Below are 15,433 nucleotides of genomic sequence, written 5' to 3'. Positions count from 1 at the left end.
GATCAGCTTTCTCTCAGGATCAGTAACGGACTGGCGGTGATGGCCCGCCGCGTGCCCAGCAGTCCGGCCGCACCGACCAGCAGGGCGCCCAGCACCGGCAGGAGCAGCAGCCAGGGGTGGGGTTGCCAGTCCAGGTCGAAGGCCAGCCGGTAGAGCAGGGCGCTGACGATCTCGCAACCAAGCGCCGCGAGCAAGCCGCTGGTGCCACCGAGCAGGATGAATTCGGTCCGCCGCGCCCGTTGCAGCAGCTCTCGTCGCGCACCTAGCGCACGCAGGAGGGCGCCTTGGCGGATGCGCTCGTCCAGGGTGGCCTGCAAGCCGGCCAGCAGCACGGCAATGCCGGCAGCCAGCACGAACAGCAGCACGAACTCCACCGCCACGCTGACCTGGCGCAGGATACTGCGCAGCTGGTCCAGCAGCGCGTCGATGGGCAGCAGGGTCACCGCCGGGAACTGTCGGGCCAGGGCCAGCAACTCGCGGTCATGGCCCGGCGGCAGGTAGAAGCTGCCCAGGTAGGTGAAAGGTACGCCTTCCAGGGCACCCGGGGCGAAGATGACGAAGAAGTTCGGCTGGAAATTGTCCCAACCCACCTGCCGCAGGCTAGTGACGCGTGCCTCGATCTGGCGATCACCGATGACGAAGCCCAGGGTGTCACCCAGGCCGACGCCCAGGCTGCGCGCCAGCTCGCTTTCCAGCGAGACGCCGGGCAGATCGCTGGCGGGCAGGGTATCCCACCACTGGCCGGCTTCCAGGCGGTTGCCGTCCGGCAACTGCGCCGACCAGGTCAGATTGAGATCGCGTCGGGTGGCGCGCCCACCGCGGGAGTCGTCCTCCAGGCCTTCCTGGGCCGGATGTCCCTTCACGCTGACCAGTCGGCCCTGGACGATGGGGTAGAGCGGACTGGCATGGGGTGATAGGCCGGCCACCGCCGTAGCGAAGGCCTGGCGTTCGTCCGGAAGCACATTGAGGGCGAAGTGATTGGGTGCTTCGGCCGGCAGTTGCGCCTGCCAGCGCTCCAGCAGCTCGCCACGCAGCAGCACCACCAGGCTCATGGCCAGCAGAATCAGGCCGAAGGCCAGGGTCTGGCCCACGGCCGCCAACGGATGTCGCAGCAGTTGACCCAGGCCCAGGCGCCAGGCCAGGGGCGCACCCTGCAATCCTCGCCGCAGCAGGCGCAACGCCAGGTAGAGCAGGCTGCCGAACAGCAGGCCGGCCACCAGGCCGCCCACCAGCAGCGCCAGGGTCAGGCGCAGGTCCAGCGACAGCCGCCACATGATCAGCCCCAGGGCGAGCAGGGCGCAGCCATAGACCAGCCAGGTCCGCAGGGGCACCGGTTGCAGATCGCTGCGCAGTACCCGCAAGGGCGGTACCCGGCCGAGGGCCGCCAGGGGTGGCAGGGCGAAGCCAGCCAGGGCGACCAGTCCGGTACCCATGCCCGCGAGCGCCGGACCGATGCCGGCCGGCGGCAGCCGTGCTGGCAGGAGACCGTGGAGCAGCTGGAACACCACCAGCTGCGCCAGCCAGCCCAGCAGGGCGCCGAGCAGACTCGCGGCCAGGCCCAGCAGTCCCAGTTGCAGGCCATAGAGCACCAGGGCGTCGCGCCGGGTCAGGCCCATGCAGCGCAGCAGGGCGCTGGCGTCGAAGCGCCGGGTGGCGAAGCGATTGGCCGACAGCGCCACGGCCACACCGGCCAGCACCACCGCCACCAGGCTGGCCAGTCCCAGATAGCGCTGGGCGCGCTCCAGGGCGTTGCCCAGTTGCCGATTGCCGTCGCCGGGTCCCTCGAAACGCTGGTTGGCGGCCAGGCCCGGCGTGAGGGCCTGGCGGTAGGCGGCCAGGGCCTGAGGCTCGCCCCGCCAGAGTTCGCGGTAGCGCACCCGGCTGCCGGGCTGGATGACGCCGGTGGCGGCGACGTCGTCGAGATTGATCAGCACCCGTGGCGTCAGGCTGTAGAAGTCACCGGCGCGGTCCGGTTCATAGGTGAGTACCCGGGAGATGGTGAGGGGCTTGCGCCCGATGTCGAGACGGTCGCCGACCTTGGCGTCCAGGGCCAGCAGCAGGCGTGGTTCGACCCAGGCTTCCCCAGGAGCGGGAGCGCCACCCGGCTGGTCGGGAGCGTCCGGCGCCGCAGCGCTGCGCATCTCCCCGCGTAGGGGAAAATTCGCCTGGACCGCCTTGACGCTGGCCAGTTGCAAGGCCTCGGCACCCGCGGCCATGGTGCTGAAATTGAGCGTGCGACTGTGTTCGAGCCCCAGTTGCAGGCCAGCGTCCACCTGCTCCGGCCGCGCCGGTTCGCTGCCCAGCAGCACCAGGTCGGCGGCGAGGAATTCGCTGGCACGATTCTCCATGCCGGCGCCCAGGCGGGCGGTGAAGTAGCCGATGGCGACACTGGACGCGACGGCCACCACCAGGGCCAGGCAGAGCATGCGGATCTCGCCGGCACGAATCTCGCGCAGACTCTGGCGCCAGGCCAGGAGGAACAGCCGCGCCAGCGGCAGACCGGTCCTGTTCATGCCGCGACCCGCCGACCGCCTTCCAGGCGCAACTGGCGGGCGCAACGGGCGGCCAGGCGCTCGTCATGGGTCACCAGCACCAGCGTCGTACCCTGTTCCCGGTTGAGCTCGAACAGCAGGTCACTGATGTGGCCGCCGGTGCGGCTGTCGAGATTGCCGGTGGGTTCGTCGGCGAAGAGAATGCTCGGCCGCGGGGCGAAGGCCCGTGCCAGGGCGACCCGCTGCTGCTCGCCGCCGGAGAGCTGGCGAGGATAGTGACGCAGGCGCTCACCCAGGCCGACCCGCTCCAGCAGGGCCATTGCCTGCTCACGGGCCTGGCGCGCGCCCTCCAGTTCCAGGGGCAGCATGACGTTTTCCAGGGCGGTGAGGCTGTCCAGCAACTGGAAGGACTGGAAGACGAAGCCCACCCGTTCCGCGCGCAGGCGGGCTCGGGCGTCTTCGTCGAGGGTGTCCAGGCGCTGGCCGGCGAGATGGACCTCCCCGCTGCTGGGCAGGTCGAGACCGGCCAGCAGCCCGAGCAGGGTGGACTTGCCGGAACCCGAGCTGCCGACGATGGCCAAACTGTCGCCGGCTTCCAGTTCCAGATCCAGCGCCTGGAGGATCGGTAGCGCACCTTCCGCGCCCGTGACGACCTTGCTAAGGTCTCGTGCCAGCAAAATGACTTCGCTCATGAGGTATCCGATGCCGTATTCGAGGGGCCCGCAAACGGGCGGCTGTGGCGAGTTAGAGTCAAAAAGCCGCGCGAAGTCCAGAGCGCCTTTGCGCCAAGGCATTGCCTGGCTACTGGCCCTGCTGTGCCTGACCCTGACGCCGCTGGCCATGGCGCGCACCCTGCTGGTGGTGGGTGACAGCATCAGCGCCGGCTACGGCCTGGCCGACGGCCAGGGGTGGGTACGGCTGCTGGAGCAGCGCCTGCAGGAGCAGAAGATCGATTACCAGGTAGTGAACGCCTCCATCAGCGGTGATACCACGGCTGGAGGCCTGGCACGGCTGCCACCCCTGCTAGCCGACCATCGGCCTGAGGTCGTGGCCATCGAGCTGGGCGGCAACGACGGGCTGCGCGGCCAGCCGCTGGCCCAGATCGAGCGCAACCTCACCGCCCTGGTGGAGCAGGCCAAGGCCAAGGGCGCCCGTGTCCTGCTCCTGGGCATGCGCCTGCCACCCAACTATGGGCCGCGCTATACCGACGGCTTCGCCCAGGTCTACACGCACGTGGCCAAGGCCCAGCAAGTGGCCCTGTTGCCCTTCCTGCTCGAAGGGGTAGGGGGCGATCCGGCCTTCATGCAGCCGGACGGCATTCATCCCCAGGCCAATGCCCAGCAACGGCTGCTGGAAAACGCCTGGCCGCACCTGCAGCCACTGCTGCGCGACTGAACGTCGGACTTTTCCCCGAAGGGGCTTTCCGCTAAGGTTGCGCGCCCCGCCGGTCCGGCCAATCGACCGCCCGGCGGAACCGCCCCTGGAGTATCCCGATGTCCCGCCTTTCCCGGTCCATGCACGGCTATCAGCTGATCCAGCCCGATGCCCAGCTCGACCTGTTCGCCTGCCGCGAGGGCCGGGTCCATATCGTCGCCCGGCAGCTGGAGCTGGGCTCGCCCACCGACCGGACCCTGTGCGGCACCCTGTTGCCGGCGCGGCCGCGACTGTACCCGCTGGATCGCCGTGGGCTGGCGCTCAAGACCCTGTGCCCGGCCTGCCTGCAGCGGTTGCAAGGTGCCAAACGGGGGCTGCCCAATCCGTTACAGGCTTTTTGAGGCTCTGCCGGACGCGGGGCGAGCCGTGTACAATTCGCGCCGTCACCTTATTGCTCCTTGCAAGGATTCATCCCATGCCCGCGCGCGTTTCGACCCTGGTCGGTTCCCTCTCGCTGTTTGGTCTGTTGAGCGCGGGTACGGCGCAGGCATTGGAGTTGCCGCTGCCGCCACCCGGTGAAGACGTGGTCGGCGAGGTTCAGGTCATCAAGGCCGCCTACGAAGACACCTTCGCCGACCTCGGCCAGAAGTACGACCTGGGCTACACCGAGATGGTGGCGGCCAATCCAGGCGTCGACGCCTGGCTGCCCGGCGCCGGTACCGAGATCGTCCTGCCGACGCGATTCATCCTGCCGCCCGGGCCGCGCGAAGGCATCGTCATCAACATCGCCGAATACCGCATGTACTACTACCCCAAGGGTGGTCATTCGGTGTTCACCTACCCGCTGGGTATTGGCCGTGATGGCTGGGGCTCGCCGGTCGGGGTTGCCAAGGTGGTGGATAAGATCAAGGATCCGGCCTGGTATCCGCCGGAGTCCATTCGTGCCGAGCATGCCGCCGAAGGCGATCCGCTGCCCAAGGTGGTGCCGCCCGGCCCGGACAATCCCCTGGGCCCCTACAAGATCCGCCTGACCCTGCCGGGCTATCTCATCCACGGCTCGGACAAGAAGTTCGGCATCGGCATGCAGGTCAGCCACGGCTGCTTCCGCATGTACAACTTCAACGTCACCGAACTGGTGAGCATGCTGCCAGTCGGTACCCCAGTGCGGATCATCGACGAGCCCTACAAGTTCGGGGTCAGCCAGGGCAAGCTCTACCTGGAAGCCCATCAGCCGGTCAACCTCAAGGGCGATCCGACCGACATCGACCGTCAGGCCGCGGTGGTCAATGCGCTGATCAAGCGCGACGACCTGCTGCAGGCCAACAGCGCGGTGAACTGGGCCACGGTGCGTGACGTGGTGCAGGGCCAGGACGGCCTGCCAGTGGAAATCGCCGACCTGCCCGCCGGCGTGGTTCCCGGCGCGGTGGCCAAGGCGCCCGCCAAGTCGCTGTAAGTCCAAACGGCTGAGCGCGCTCGGCCGGTCCGACAAACAAAAAGCCCGCCATCTGAGATGGCGGGCTTTTTGTTTGCTCCGAGAAAGGCGACTGTTGCCATTCGCCTTTCCAGCCGGGGCGCCTTACTTGCGGCTGGCTTTTTCCAGCATACGCAGGGCGCGCTCGTTGGCTTCGTCAGCGGTCTGCTGAGCTTTCTGAGCGGCGGCCAGAGCCTCGTCAGCGTGACGGTAGGCTTCGTCAGCACGAGCCTGGGCGCGGGCAGCGGCGTCTTCGGTAGCGGTCAGGCGAGCTTCGCTTTCCTTGTTAGCGGTGCTGCAACCAGTGGCCATAGCAGCGGCCAGAGCCAGAGCGGCGAATTTCAGAGCATTGTTCATCGTAAACCCCTTGAGGTAGACATCCTGTTTTAAGATCAATTTTCCAGGTGGAAAATTGCGGCTACATACTACTCATTACCGGTCGTAAGTAAACTGAGCTAAACCCGTTGAAGAAAGATTTTTTGCGGAAATCCTCCTTCGCTCCCCGAGTTCGTCCCAGAATGCGTGCAGCCGGTATCAGCAACTGCTTGGATGGCTGAAAGCCACGAACGTTTCAAAACGTTAGAGGATGAGCGGAAGTTGTCAAGAAGGACGCCGTGGCTGCTCCCGCGTCGAAGGCCCTGATATAGTGCGACATTACGGTGCGACGGCTGGTCAGAACCTGTTTCTTCCGTAGGGGTCTGACGCGCTGTGGCTCAGTCCCGCACAGGAAGAGTGCGTTCTCGTCTTCGGGTATCACCGATAACAATGGATAAGGCGGAGCCAAACCGCCAAGGAGTAGTCATGAACGAGTCCCTGCACGTGGAACACGATGAAGCCAATCATCAGTTCCAGCTTTCCGTCGACGGCCAGCGCGCCTATCTCGCCTATATGGATCTGGGCAAGCAGACGATGGATTTCTATCGCACCTTCGTACCCGATGCCCTGCGTGGGCGCGGCCTGGCGGCGCGGCTGACCGAGCACGCGCTGAACTACGCCGAGAGTCGCGGCTACAGCGTCATTCCCTCCTGCTCCTATGTGGAGCACTACCTGGAGCGGCGTGGGCAGGTGACGCCGCTGGCCTGAATGGCCGCTGCATGAAAAACGCCGGGCTGAGCCCGGCGTTTTCGTGTGCGCTGATCCCTCAGTCGCGGGCGCGACGCGGCAGCACATCCTTGAGCTTACGGTGCATGTCGAGAATGCTCTTCTCGGTCATGGCCCAGTCGATGCAGGCATCGGTCACCGAGACGCCGTATTCCAGCTGCGCCAGGTCCGCCGGGATCGGCTGATTGCCGAAGCCCAGGTGGCTTTCCACCATCAGGCCGACGATGGAGTTGTTGCCCTCGACGATCTGGTTGGCGACGTTGTCCATCACCAGCGGCTGCAGGGCGGCGTCCTTGTTGGAATTGGCATGGCTGCAGTCGACCATGATGTTGGGCTTGACCTTGGCCTTGACCAGCGCCTGCTCGCACAGGGTGACGCTGACCGAATCGTAGTTGGGCTTGCCGTTGCCGCCGCGCAGTACCACGTGGCCATAGGGATTGCCCTTGGTCATCACCACCGAGACCTGGCCGCGCTGGTCGATACCCAGGAAACGGTGCGGGCTGGAAACCGACTGCAGGGCGTTGATGGCCACGGTCAGGCTACCATCGGTGCCGTTCTTGAAACCGACTGCGGAGGAGAGGCCCGAGGCCATTTCGCGGTGGGTCTGGGACTCGGTGGTGCGCGCGCCGATGGCCGACCAGCTGATCAGGTCCTGCAGGTACTGCGGGGAAATGGGGTCGAGCGCCTCGGTGGCAGTGGGCAGGCCCTTTTCCGCCAGGTCCAGCAGCAGCTGACGACCGATGTGCAGGCCGTCCTGGATCTTGAAGGAGTCGTCCAGGTAGGGATCGTTGATCAGGCCCTTCCAGCCAACGGTAGTCCGGGGCTTCTCGAAGTAGACGCGCATGACCAGATAGAGGCTGTCGCTGACCTGAGCGGCCAGTGCCTTGAGCCGCTCGGCGTATTCGTGGGCGGCCTTGATGTCATGGATCGAGCAGGGGCCGATCACCACGAACAGGCGATGGTCCTTGCCGTCGAGGATGTCGCGGATGACCTGGCGGCCCTGGGCGACGGTGTCGGCGGCGAGATCGCTCAGCGGGATCTCCTGCTTGAGCTGCTCGGGCGTGATGAGCGGCTCGTTGGCTTCGATGTTGAGGTCGTTAAGGCGGGGCTGTGCGGCCATGGTGCTACTCGTCGGTCACGGCGCTGCGACAGGACGGGACCCGTGCAGGCAAAATACGGTGGGGAGGGTGGGGCACCTTAACGCGTGTCCCGCCCGGTCACAATGGTTACGACGCTATTGGCGAGCCTGAGGGCGCGCCTTTGCGATGATCGCGGCGAGGAATCGATGGAATTGGACGATGGCACGGCGGATGCCGTCCTGCTGGAGGCGCCCGGGCGCTCTCTGCTGATCTTTACCAGCGTCGGCTGTGCGACCTGCCGGCTGGCCCGCCAGGTACTGCCTGCAGCGGTGCTGCCGGTCGACCGGCTGTACTGGGTCGACGCCGAGCGCAGCGGCGGCCTGGTGCAGCGCTATGGCGTCTTTCATCTGCCGGCGCTGTTCCTTGTTCGTGACGGCGAGTTTCTTGGTCCGGTACAGGCGCCGCTACGCGAGCCGGCCCTGGTGGCAGCGATCCAGGCGGCGGACGGGCGCGAATCCGAAGAGCTGCCCTGAGCGTCCTGAGCAGGCTCTAAGGCGCGGGTTGCAGCGCAATCGGCGATCCCCTGCTACGCTGGAGAGGCTATCCCGCGTCGTACCGGCCCGATCGGCTGATCTGGCCAGGAGGAATCGTGATCCGCTCCCTGCTTTACGCCACGGACCTGGGCCTGTGTTCGTCCTATGTGTTCCAGCACGCCTTGACGCTCGCCCGCATCCATCAGGCGCGGTTGTATGTCGTCCATGTAGTGGAGCCGCTGGGATTGCTGGCCTCCACCCTGCTGCAGCAGCATCTCGACGGCGAATCCATGGATCGGCTGCGTAACGGCGGACTGGATCTGGTCATGGAGACCATCGAGCAGCAGGTGTTCGAGTCCTTGCGTGAGGACCTGCTGGAAACCCCGGCTACCGTGGGGCTGGTACGGGCCGTCCGGGTGGTGCAGGGCGATCCGCCAGCGGTGATCCTCAAGCAGGCCCAGGACTTCGCTGCGGATCTGCTGGTGATCGGTAGCCGGAGCCAGGGCGATGCCCAGGTAGCGCCGCTGGGCCGTACCGCCAGTCGCCTCCTGCAGACTGCCCATATCCCCGTCTATCTGGTGCCCTTGCGCCAGGGCTGATCCGTAAGCGTCAGCGCGTGCCCTTCTGCGACTTAATTCGATTTCGGTCTAGAAAAAGCTTAAGGGCTGCTTTAAAGTTATATGCTTGCGCATGGGGTCAGCGAGGAGCCGGCATGAAGCTGCAACAGTTGAGATATATCTGGGAAGTCGCCCATCACGACCTGAACGTATCCGCCACTGCCCAGAGCCTCTATACGTCGCAGCCTGGCATCAGCAAGCAGATCCGCCTGCTCGAAGACGAACTGGGGGTCGAGGTCTTTGCCCGTAGTGGCAAGCATCTGACCCGTGTGACCCCCGCCGGCGAGCGGATCATCCAGACCGCTGGCGAGATCCTGCGCAAGTGCGAGAGCATCAAGCAGATCGCCCAGGAGTTCTCTAACGAGCGCAAGGGCACCCTGTCCATCGCCACCACCCACACCCAGGCGCGCTATGCGCTGCCGGATGTGATCAGCGAATTCATCAAGCAATACCCCGATGTGGCGCTGCACATGCACCAGGGCTCGCCGACCCAGATCGCCGAGATGGCCGCCGACGGCACCGTCGACTTCGCCATCGCCACCGAGGGTCTGGAGCGCTTCAACGACCTGGTGATGATGCCCTGCTATCGCTGGAACCGGTGCGTCATCGTTCCGCAGAATCATCCGCTGGCCAAGGTCGAGAATCTGACCCTGGAGCAGCTGGCGGACCAGCCACTGGTGACCTACGTCTTCGGTTTCACCGGGCGCTCCAAGCTCGACGAGGCCTTTGCCCGCCAAGGCCTGGAGCCCAACGTGGTGCTGACCGCGGCGGACGCCGACGTTATCAAGACCTATGTACGCCTTGGCCTGGGCGTGGGCATCGTGGCCGACATGGCGGTGGATCACAAAGCCGATGCCGACCTGGTCTGCCTGGACGCCAGCCACCTCTTCGAAGCCAGCGTGACCAAGATCGGCCTGCGCCGTGGCACCTTCCTGCGCGGCTTCATGTGCGACTTCATCGGTCGCTTCGCGCCGCACCTGACCCGGGACGTCCTCACCGAGGCCATGCAGACGCCGACCCGCCAGGAGCTGGAGACGCTGTTCCATGGGGTGACGTTGCCGACGTATTGAGTTTTTCCCTCGGTTGTATCGCGGCCATGGCGGTCCGCCGATGCGGCCGCTGCAGCAGATCAGACCAATCGCGGCCATGGGCCGCTCCTACAATAGCGTCCGTGTTTGTAGGAGCGGCCCATGGCCGCGATGCGTTTGCCAACCTACCTTACCCTTCAAGCCGCCACTGCTCCAACAGCAGCTGCGCCGCCGCTGACAGCCCCGCGCCCTGGCGCACCAGGATCGAATAGGGTTCGTTGCGCGTGCGCTGGACGACCGGCAGGCGACGCAGCAGGCCATGGCGTTCGCCGAACTGAGCGATGTCGCTGGGCAGCATGGCCACCTGGTTGGGGTCTTCCTGAAGCAGGCCGAGCAGGGTGAAGGTCGAGGCGGTTTCCACGGGATAACGGGGAAACTCCAGCTCCGCAGCGCGAAACTCCCGTTCCAGGGTCAGCCGCATCGGCAGGTTGGCCGGGTAGACGATCCAGCGGCTGTCGACCAGCTCGGCCAGGCCTAGCTCTGTTGCCTCGGCCAGCGGATGGCGGGGATGGCAGACGATCTCCAGGCGCTCCTCGCGCACCTCCAGGCAGTCGTAGGCATCCGGGCGGCGGCTGACGCTGCTACGGCAGATCGCCACCTCGATGCGCCCGGCGTCGAGCAGATCGAGCAGACGCACACTGGTGTCCTCGATGATCTCGATCCCGAGCTGTGGCTGCGCTGCGCCCAGACGGGACACCGCTGCGATCAGCCGGGGCACCGCGCCCATGATCACGCCCACCGCCAGGCGGCCGCCTTCACCCTGCAGGATGCCGAGCATCTCCTCGCGTAGATGAGCCAGGTCGCTCTCGATCAGCCGCGCATAGCGGATTACACAGCGGCCCAGGTCATTCGGTTGCAGGCCCTGGTGGGTGCGCAGGAAGAGGGTGGCGCCCAGGGTACTTTCAATCTCGTGCAGCGCCTTGGTGGCGCCGGGCTGGGAAATGGCGATGCGTTCGGCGGCCTTGTGCAGCGAGCCTTCCTCGTCGAGGGCGATCAGCAGGCGCAGCTGGCGCAGGCGCAGGCGGGAAGCGATGGAGCCCAGGGATGGCAGCATGGGAATAACCGTTGGTTATCACGGGATAGGGAGCTCTCATTAGGCAGGCCCTGTAGCGCCTAGTAAAGTCTCTTTCAGGCGATAACCAACAAGGAGAATGCCATGCACCTGATTCAGTTCGAAGACCAACAGGGCCAGCGCCGCGTCGGCGTGGTCGAGCGCGGCGAAGTCCAGCAGGTCCGCGGCGCCACCAGCACCCGGACCCTAGCGCTGGAAGCCATCCGCGCCGGCGTTTCGCTGGAGTCTCAGGTGCAGGCCCTGGGCCTGGAGCCCGGACCGGCCTATGCCGACCTGCTCGACGCCGGCCGCCTGTTGCCGCCGCTGGACCATGAGGATCCGGCACACTGCCTGGTCACCGGGACCGGCCTGACCCACCTGGGCAGCGCCGCGACCCGCGACAAGATGCACCAGCAGAACAGCCAGGAGGAGGCCAAGCTGACCGACTCCATGCGCATGTTCAAATGGGGTGTGGAAGGCGGTCGGCCTGCCGCTGGAAACGCCGGTGCCCAGCCGGAATGGTTCTACAAGGGCGACGGCGGCATCCTGGTCCGTCCCGGAGCCGACATTCCGCTGCCGGAGTTCGCCGAGGATGCCGGCGAAGAGCCCGAGTTGACCGGCCTCTATGTGATTGGCGATGACGGCAAGCCCTATCGGCTGGGTTACGCGGTAGGCAATGAATTCTCCGACCACGTGATGGAACGCAAGAACTATCTCTACCTGGCTCATTCCAAACTACGCTACTGCAGCTTTGGGCCCGCCCTGCGCACGGGTGAGCTGCCGCGTCATCTGGCCGGAACGAGCCGTATCCGTCGTGGCGACCAGGTGCTGTGGGAGAAGGAGTTTCTCTCCGGCGAGGACAACATGTGCCATAGCCTGGAGAACCTGGAATATCACCATTTCAAGTACGCGCAGTTCCTGCGTCCGGGCGATGTCCATGTCCATTTCTTCGGCACGGCGACCCTGTCCTTCGCCGATGGCGTCCGCGTCGAACCGGGCGATAGATTCGAGATCGCCGTGCCCGAATTTGGCGAGCCGCTGAGCAATGGCGTCAAGGCGCATGCGGCTGCCTTCCAGCCCGGGCAGGTCCGGCAGCTCTGATAGTTGTATGATGACTGCTGACTATGCGAATGCTAGAGTGGGTATCGCACAGGCTGGTCCGGACGCTCAGATGCTGAGCGTGCCACCCTTTCGAAGACCCCCAGGCGGGCGGTCTTCCCTGAACCCCTAGGTATAAGGAGTCGAGAACAATGCAGATCCAAGGCAAAAACTACATCGGTGGCGCTCGCAGCGGCGAGGGCGAGGTGCGGGTCTACAGCATCGACGCCAGCACCGGCGAAAAACTGCCCTACGAATTCTTCCAGGCGTCCACGGCCGAGGTCGATGCCGCCGCCCGTGCCGCCGAGCAGGCCGCACCCCTGTACCGCAAGCTGAGCGCCGAAAAGCGCGCGGCCTTCCTCGACGCCATCGCCGACGAACTGGATGCCCTGGGCGATGATTTCGTCCAGCTGGTCTGCCAGGAAACCGCGCTGCCGGCTGGCCGTATCCAGGGCGAGCGTGGCCGTACCAGCGGCCAGATGCGCTTGTTCGCCAAGGTGCTGCGTCGTGGTGACTTCCACGGGGCCCGTATCGACACCGCCTTGCCCGACCGCAAGCCGCTGCCGCGTCCTGATCTGCGTCAGTACCGCATCGGTCTGGGTCCGGTGGCCGTCTTCGGCGCCAGCAACTTCCCGCTGGCTTTCTCCACTGCCGGTGGCGACACCGCTGCGGCCCTGGCCGCCGGTTGCCCGGTAGTGTTCAAGGCCCACAGTGGCCACATGGTGACCGCCGAGCACGTCGCTGACGCGGTGATCCGCGCCGCCGAGAAGACCGGCATGCCCAAGGGCGTGTTCAACATGATCTACGGCGGTGGCGTGGGCGAGCAGCTGGTCAAGCATCCGGCCATCCAGGCCGTGGGCTTCACCGGTTCCCTGCGTGGTGGTCGTGCCCTGTGCGACATGGCCGCGGCTCGTCCGCAGCCCATCCCGGTCTTTGCCGAGATGTCCAGCATCAACCCGGTGGTCGTGCTGCCCGAGGCGCTCAAGGCCCGCGGTGATGCCATCGCCACCGAACTCAGTGCCTCGGTGGTGCTGGGTTGCGGTCAGTTCTGCACCAATCCGGGCCTGGTCATCGGTGTGCGTTCGCCGGAATTCAGCGCCTTCCTGGAGCGTCTAGCCGGTGCGATGAACGAGCAGGCGCCCCAGACCATGCTCAACCCGGGCACCCTGAAGAGCTACGAGAAAGGCGTCGCGGCGCTGTTGGCCCATTCCGGCGTAGAGCATCTGGCCGGTGCCAGCCAGGAAGGCAACCAGGCCCGTCCGCAGCTGTTCAAGGCTGACGTCAGCCTGCTGCTGGAAAGCGATGAGCTACTGCAGGAAGAAGTCTTCGGCCCCACCACCGTGGTGGTCGAGGTGGCTGACGACGCTCAGCTGCAGCAGGCGCTGCAAGGTCTGCACGGTCAGCTGACCGCGACCCTGCTGGCCGAGCCGGCCGATCTGCAGCGCTTCGAGGCCATCATCGGCCTGCTGGAGCAGAAAGCTGGTCGCCTGCTGCTCAACGGCTATCCCACTGGCGTGGAAGTCTGCGATGCCATGGTCCACGGCGGTCCCTACCCGGCGACCTCCGACGCCCGCGGCACCTCCGTGGGTACCCTGGCCATTGATCGCTTCCTGCGCCCGGTGTGCTACCAGAACTACCCGGACGCCTTCCTGCCGGAAGCCCTGCAGAACGCCAACCCGCTGGGCATCCAGCGCCTAGTGAACGGCGAGAACACCAAGGACGCGATCTGATCGCAAGGCCTTGAGTAGGTAGAAAACCCGGCGTCGAAAGACGCCGGGTTTTTTATTGGGCGGCGGAAAGGGTAGGTGACAAAACAGTGGAAAAGGCTGCGCCGTTTTCCAAGCTACGGGGTGGTTGGGTGTGGGGTGGTGGAGGGCGGTGCAAGTGGAAAAGGCTGCGCCGTTTCCCACGCTACGGGGTGGTTGGGTGTGGGGCGGTGGAGGGCGGTGCAAGTGGAAAAGGCTGCGTCGTTTTCCACGCTACGGGGCGGTTGGGTGTGGGGCGGTGGAGGGCGGTGCAAGTGGAAAAGGCTGCGTCGTTTTCCACGCTACGGGGCAGTTGGGTGTGGGGCGGTGGAGGGCGGTGCAAGTGGAAAAGGCTGCGCCGTTTTTCACGCTACGAGGTGGTTGGGTGTGGGGTGGTGGAGGGCGGTGCAAGTGGGAAGGCTTTGCCGTTTTCCATGCGACGGAGCACGAGGCTACGGGTAGCGCCGGGGCGGCCCCCTCTCCCTCTGGGAGAGGGCTGGGGTGAGGGCGCGACACGGCACCGAAACGCAAAAGGCCGCTCGTGAGAGCGGCCTTTCTTGCACCCGAGGCAGCCTTACTTGGCGGCGAACTTGAAGATCGTCGTCTGGGTGTAGGTCTGGCCGGGGTCCAGGCGGGTGGTGGGGAAGTCGGGCTGGTTGGGCGCATCTGGATAGTGCTGGGTTTCCAGGGTGAAGGCGCCCCAATGGCCATAGGTCTTGCCGGCCTTGCCCTTGATGTTCCCTTCCAGGAAGTTGCCGGTGTAGAACTGCACGCCCGGTTCGGTGGTGTAGAGGGTCAGGGTGCGGCCGGAGCCTGGATCGGTCACCACGGCGGCGGCCTTCTGCAGATCGCCACCGGTGTTGAGCACCCAGTTGAAGTCATAGCCACCCTGCTTGGGCTCGGCGTACTTCAGTTGTTGGTTTTCGTCGGCGATATGCTTGCCGATGGCGGTCGGCTTGCGGAAGTCCATCGGCGTGCCGGCCACCGGTGGCAGTTCGCCGGTGGGGATCAGCTTGGCGGTCACCGGGGTGTAGGTATCGGCGTTGAGCATCGCCACCTGCTTGAGCACGGTGCCACTGCCGGCGCCGGCCAGGTTAAAGTAGCTGTGGTTGGTCAGGTTGAGCACCGTCGGCTTGTCGGTGGTCGCGCGGTACTTAAGGGTCAGCTGGTTGTGCTCGTCCAGCTGATAGGTCACCTGGGTGGTGAGGGTGCCGGGAAAGCCCATCTCGCCATCGGGGGAGACATAGCTCAGGGTCACGCCGACCCAGCCGTCACCCTTGGCCGGCTCGGCCTTCCACACCTTGGTATTGAAACCCTGGGGCCCGCCGTGCAGGGCGTTGGTCTTGTCGTTCTGGGGGATCTGGTAGCTCTTGCCGTCGAGACTGAAACGGCCTTCGGCGATGCGGTTGCCGAAGCGGCCGATGGTGGCGCCAAAGAACACGGTGGGGTTGTCGAGATAGCCCTGGACGTCATCGAAGCCCAGCACCACGTCTTCGCTATGGCCCTTGCGGTCGGGCACCTTGAGCGCCTGCAACACGCCACCGTAGGTGATGACGGTGGCCTGCATGCCGTGGCTGTTGCTGAGGACGAACTTCTCGATGGGCGTGCCGTCGGGCAGCTTGCCAAAGCTCGACTGCTGGCTGGTGAGGCCGGCCGCCTGGGCGGTGAGGGTACTGATCATGAGTGACAGTCCAAGTCCGGTAAGGGCTAACGTGCGTTTCATCTCGACCACCTTTTCGGTTTGTTGTTGTGCAAGAGTGGGGCAGAGGGCCCCGAGTTCCGGA

The 15,433-nt window shown here is 65.6% G+C and carries 15 protein-coding genes; 9 read left to right on the top strand and 6 right to left on the bottom strand.

The genetic code is table 11. The annotated features are described in order from the left end of the window. Window positions 1–2: 2 nt before the first annotated feature. Together ACWPW1_RS16215 and ACWPW1_RS16210 are read right to left on the bottom strand one after the other, a co-directional pair. Window positions 3–2,513: an ABC transporter permease gene (locus ACWPW1_RS16215; protein WP_454253417.1), complete on the bottom strand. Its 2,511-nt coding sequence runs from the start codon at window positions 2,511–2,513 to the stop codon at window positions 3–5. Further along, window positions 2,510–3,184 carry an ABC transporter ATP-binding protein gene (locus tag ACWPW1_RS16210; protein ID WP_059315708.1) on the bottom strand — a complete coding sequence of 225 codons (675 nt, stop codon included), beginning with the start codon at window positions 3,182–3,184 and terminating at the stop codon, window positions 2,510–2,512. The genes ACWPW1_RS16215 and ACWPW1_RS16210 overlap by 4 nt, the downstream gene beginning before the upstream one ends. A 148-nt stretch (window positions 3,185–3,332) precedes the next feature. Here ACWPW1_RS16210 and ACWPW1_RS16205 point away from each other — a divergent pair, with 148 nt between their 5' ends. The 3 genes from ACWPW1_RS16205 to ACWPW1_RS16195 all read left to right on the top strand — a co-directional run bounded on the left by ACWPW1_RS16205 (window position 3,333) and on the right by ACWPW1_RS16195 (window position 5,319). After that, on the top strand, window positions 3,333–3,887 hold the full coding sequence (locus ACWPW1_RS16205; RefSeq protein ID WP_454253934.1) for an arylesterase: 555 nt from the start codon (window positions 3,333–3,335) through the stop codon (window positions 3,885–3,887). A gap of 98 nt (window positions 3,888–3,985) precedes the next feature. Further along, the gene (locus tag ACWPW1_RS16200; RefSeq protein WP_271655591.1) at window positions 3,986–4,267 is read left to right on the top strand and encodes a hypothetical protein; all 282 of its coding nucleotides are present in this window, start codon (window positions 3,986–3,988) and stop codon (window positions 4,265–4,267) included. A gap of 74 nt (window positions 4,268–4,341) precedes the next feature. After that, a complete protein-coding gene (locus ACWPW1_RS16195; protein WP_059315706.1) occupies window positions 4,342–5,319 on the top strand; it encodes a L,D-transpeptidase family protein in 978 nt (325 codons plus the stop codon). A 123-nt stretch (window positions 5,320–5,442) separates the two neighbouring features. On the opposite strand, the gene ACWPW1_RS16190 is transcribed toward ACWPW1_RS16195, so the two are convergent. Continuing rightward, window positions 5,443–5,694 carry an Lpp/OprI family alanine-zipper lipoprotein gene (locus ACWPW1_RS16190; RefSeq protein WP_059315705.1) on the bottom strand — a complete coding sequence of 84 codons (252 nt, stop codon included), beginning with the start codon at window positions 5,692–5,694 and terminating at the stop codon, window positions 5,443–5,445. 444 nt (window positions 5,695–6,138) lie between these two features. Between ACWPW1_RS16190 and ACWPW1_RS16185 the strand changes: the two genes are divergently transcribed. Further along, window positions 6,139–6,420 carry a GNAT family N-acetyltransferase gene (locus tag ACWPW1_RS16185; RefSeq protein WP_017641917.1) on the top strand — a complete coding sequence of 94 codons (282 nt, stop codon included), beginning with the start codon at window positions 6,139–6,141 and terminating at the stop codon, window positions 6,418–6,420. A gap of 58 nt (window positions 6,421–6,478) precedes the next feature. Here the strand turns inward: ACWPW1_RS16185 and ACWPW1_RS16180 are convergent, their stop codons facing one another. Then, entirely contained in the window at window positions 6,479–7,558 is a 1,080-nt protein-coding gene (locus tag ACWPW1_RS16180; RefSeq protein ID WP_059315704.1) for a 3-deoxy-7-phosphoheptulonate synthase, read from the bottom strand. Between the two features lie 165 nt (window positions 7,559–7,723). Between ACWPW1_RS16180 and ACWPW1_RS16175 the strand changes: the two genes are divergently transcribed. The 3 genes from ACWPW1_RS16175 to cysB all read left to right on the top strand — a co-directional run bounded on the left by ACWPW1_RS16175 (window position 7,724) and on the right by cysB (window position 9,737). Further along, on the top strand, window positions 7,724–8,050 hold the full coding sequence (locus tag ACWPW1_RS16175; protein ID WP_059315703.1) for a thioredoxin family protein: 327 nt from the start codon (window positions 7,724–7,726) through the stop codon (window positions 8,048–8,050). Between the two features lie 116 nt (window positions 8,051–8,166). Further along, window positions 8,167–8,649 carry a universal stress protein gene (locus tag ACWPW1_RS16170; RefSeq protein ID WP_059315702.1) on the top strand — a complete coding sequence of 161 codons (483 nt, stop codon included), beginning with the start codon at window positions 8,167–8,169 and terminating at the stop codon, window positions 8,647–8,649. A gap of 113 nt (window positions 8,650–8,762) precedes the next feature. Further along, the gene (gene cysB, locus ACWPW1_RS16165; protein WP_059315701.1) at window positions 8,763–9,737 is read left to right on the top strand and encodes an HTH-type transcriptional regulator CysB; all 975 of its coding nucleotides are present in this window, start codon (window positions 8,763–8,765) and stop codon (window positions 9,735–9,737) included. Between the two features lie 148 nt (window positions 9,738–9,885). Here cysB and ACWPW1_RS16160 read toward each other — a convergent pair whose 3' ends face one another. Further along, window positions 9,886–10,809 carry a LysR family transcriptional regulator gene (locus ACWPW1_RS16160; protein ID WP_059315700.1) on the bottom strand — a complete coding sequence of 308 codons (924 nt, stop codon included), beginning with the start codon at window positions 10,807–10,809 and terminating at the stop codon, window positions 9,886–9,888. A gap of 102 nt (window positions 10,810–10,911) precedes the next feature. Between ACWPW1_RS16160 and araD1 the strand changes: the two genes are divergently transcribed. Both araD1 and ACWPW1_RS16150 read left to right on the top strand, forming a co-directional pair. After that, window positions 10,912–11,907 carry an AraD1 family protein gene (gene araD1 / locus ACWPW1_RS16155; protein WP_313648237.1) on the top strand — a complete coding sequence of 332 codons (996 nt, stop codon included), beginning with the start codon at window positions 10,912–10,914 and terminating at the stop codon, window positions 11,905–11,907. A gap of 149 nt (window positions 11,908–12,056) precedes the next feature. Beyond that, on the top strand, window positions 12,057–13,634 hold the full coding sequence (locus tag ACWPW1_RS16150; RefSeq protein WP_059315698.1) for an aldehyde dehydrogenase (NADP(+)): 1,578 nt from the start codon (window positions 12,057–12,059) through the stop codon (window positions 13,632–13,634). Between the two features lie 589 nt (window positions 13,635–14,223). Here the strand turns inward: ACWPW1_RS16150 and ACWPW1_RS16145 are convergent. After that, window positions 14,224–15,372, bottom strand: a complete 1,149-nt coding sequence (locus tag ACWPW1_RS16145; protein WP_059315697.1) for an aldose epimerase family protein — start codon at window positions 15,370–15,372, stop codon at window positions 14,224–14,226. Between the last annotated feature and the right edge of the window lie 61 nt (window positions 15,373–15,433).

The organism is Pseudomonas sp. Marseille-Q7302 (assembly GCF_965111925.1).
The sequence above is the reverse complement of the archived record's forward strand: the minus strand, read 5'-3'. Positions and strand labels throughout refer to the sequence as shown.

What these genes read in the sequence shown, in the direction of transcription:
- ACWPW1_RS16215 (WP_454253417.1), bottom strand. Translation starts at nt 2,513, where the DNA reads ATGAACAGGACCGGTCTGCCGCTGGCGCGGCTGTTCCTCCTGGCCTGG.
- ACWPW1_RS16210 (WP_059315708.1), bottom strand. Translation starts at nt 3,184, where the DNA reads ATGAGCGAAGTCATTTTGCTGGCACGAGACCTTAGCAAGGTCGTCACG.
- ACWPW1_RS16205 (WP_454253934.1), top strand. Translation starts at nt 3,333, where the DNA reads ATGGCGCGCACCCTGCTGGTGGTGGGTGACAGCATCAGCGCCGGCTAC.
- ACWPW1_RS16200 (WP_271655591.1), top strand. Translation starts at nt 3,986, where the DNA reads ATGTCCCGCCTTTCCCGGTCCATGCACGGCTATCAGCTGATCCAGCCC.
- ACWPW1_RS16195 (WP_059315706.1), top strand. Translation starts at nt 4,342, where the DNA reads ATGCCCGCGCGCGTTTCGACCCTGGTCGGTTCCCTCTCGCTGTTTGGT.
- ACWPW1_RS16190 (WP_059315705.1), bottom strand. Translation starts at nt 5,694, where the DNA reads ATGAACAATGCTCTGAAATTCGCCGCTCTGGCTCTGGCCGCTGCTATG.
- ACWPW1_RS16185 (WP_017641917.1), top strand. Translation starts at nt 6,139, where the DNA reads ATGAACGAGTCCCTGCACGTGGAACACGATGAAGCCAATCATCAGTTC.
- ACWPW1_RS16180 (WP_059315704.1), bottom strand. Translation starts at nt 7,558, where the DNA reads ATGGCCGCACAGCCCCGCCTTAACGACCTCAACATCGAAGCCAACGAG.
- ACWPW1_RS16175 (WP_059315703.1), top strand. Translation starts at nt 7,724, where the DNA reads ATGGAATTGGACGATGGCACGGCGGATGCCGTCCTGCTGGAGGCGCCC.
- cysB (WP_059315701.1), top strand. Translation starts at nt 8,763, where the DNA reads ATGAAGCTGCAACAGTTGAGATATATCTGGGAAGTCGCCCATCACGAC.
- ACWPW1_RS16160 (WP_059315700.1), bottom strand. Translation starts at nt 10,809, where the DNA reads ATGCTGCCATCCCTGGGCTCCATCGCTTCCCGCCTGCGCCTGCGCCAG.
- araD1 (WP_313648237.1), top strand. Translation starts at nt 10,912, where the DNA reads ATGCACCTGATTCAGTTCGAAGACCAACAGGGCCAGCGCCGCGTCGGC.
- ACWPW1_RS16150 (WP_059315698.1), top strand. Translation starts at nt 12,057, where the DNA reads ATGCAGATCCAAGGCAAAAACTACATCGGTGGCGCTCGCAGCGGCGAG.
- ACWPW1_RS16145 (WP_059315697.1), bottom strand. Translation starts at nt 15,372, where the DNA reads ATGAAACGCACGTTAGCCCTTACCGGACTTGGACTGTCACTCATGATC.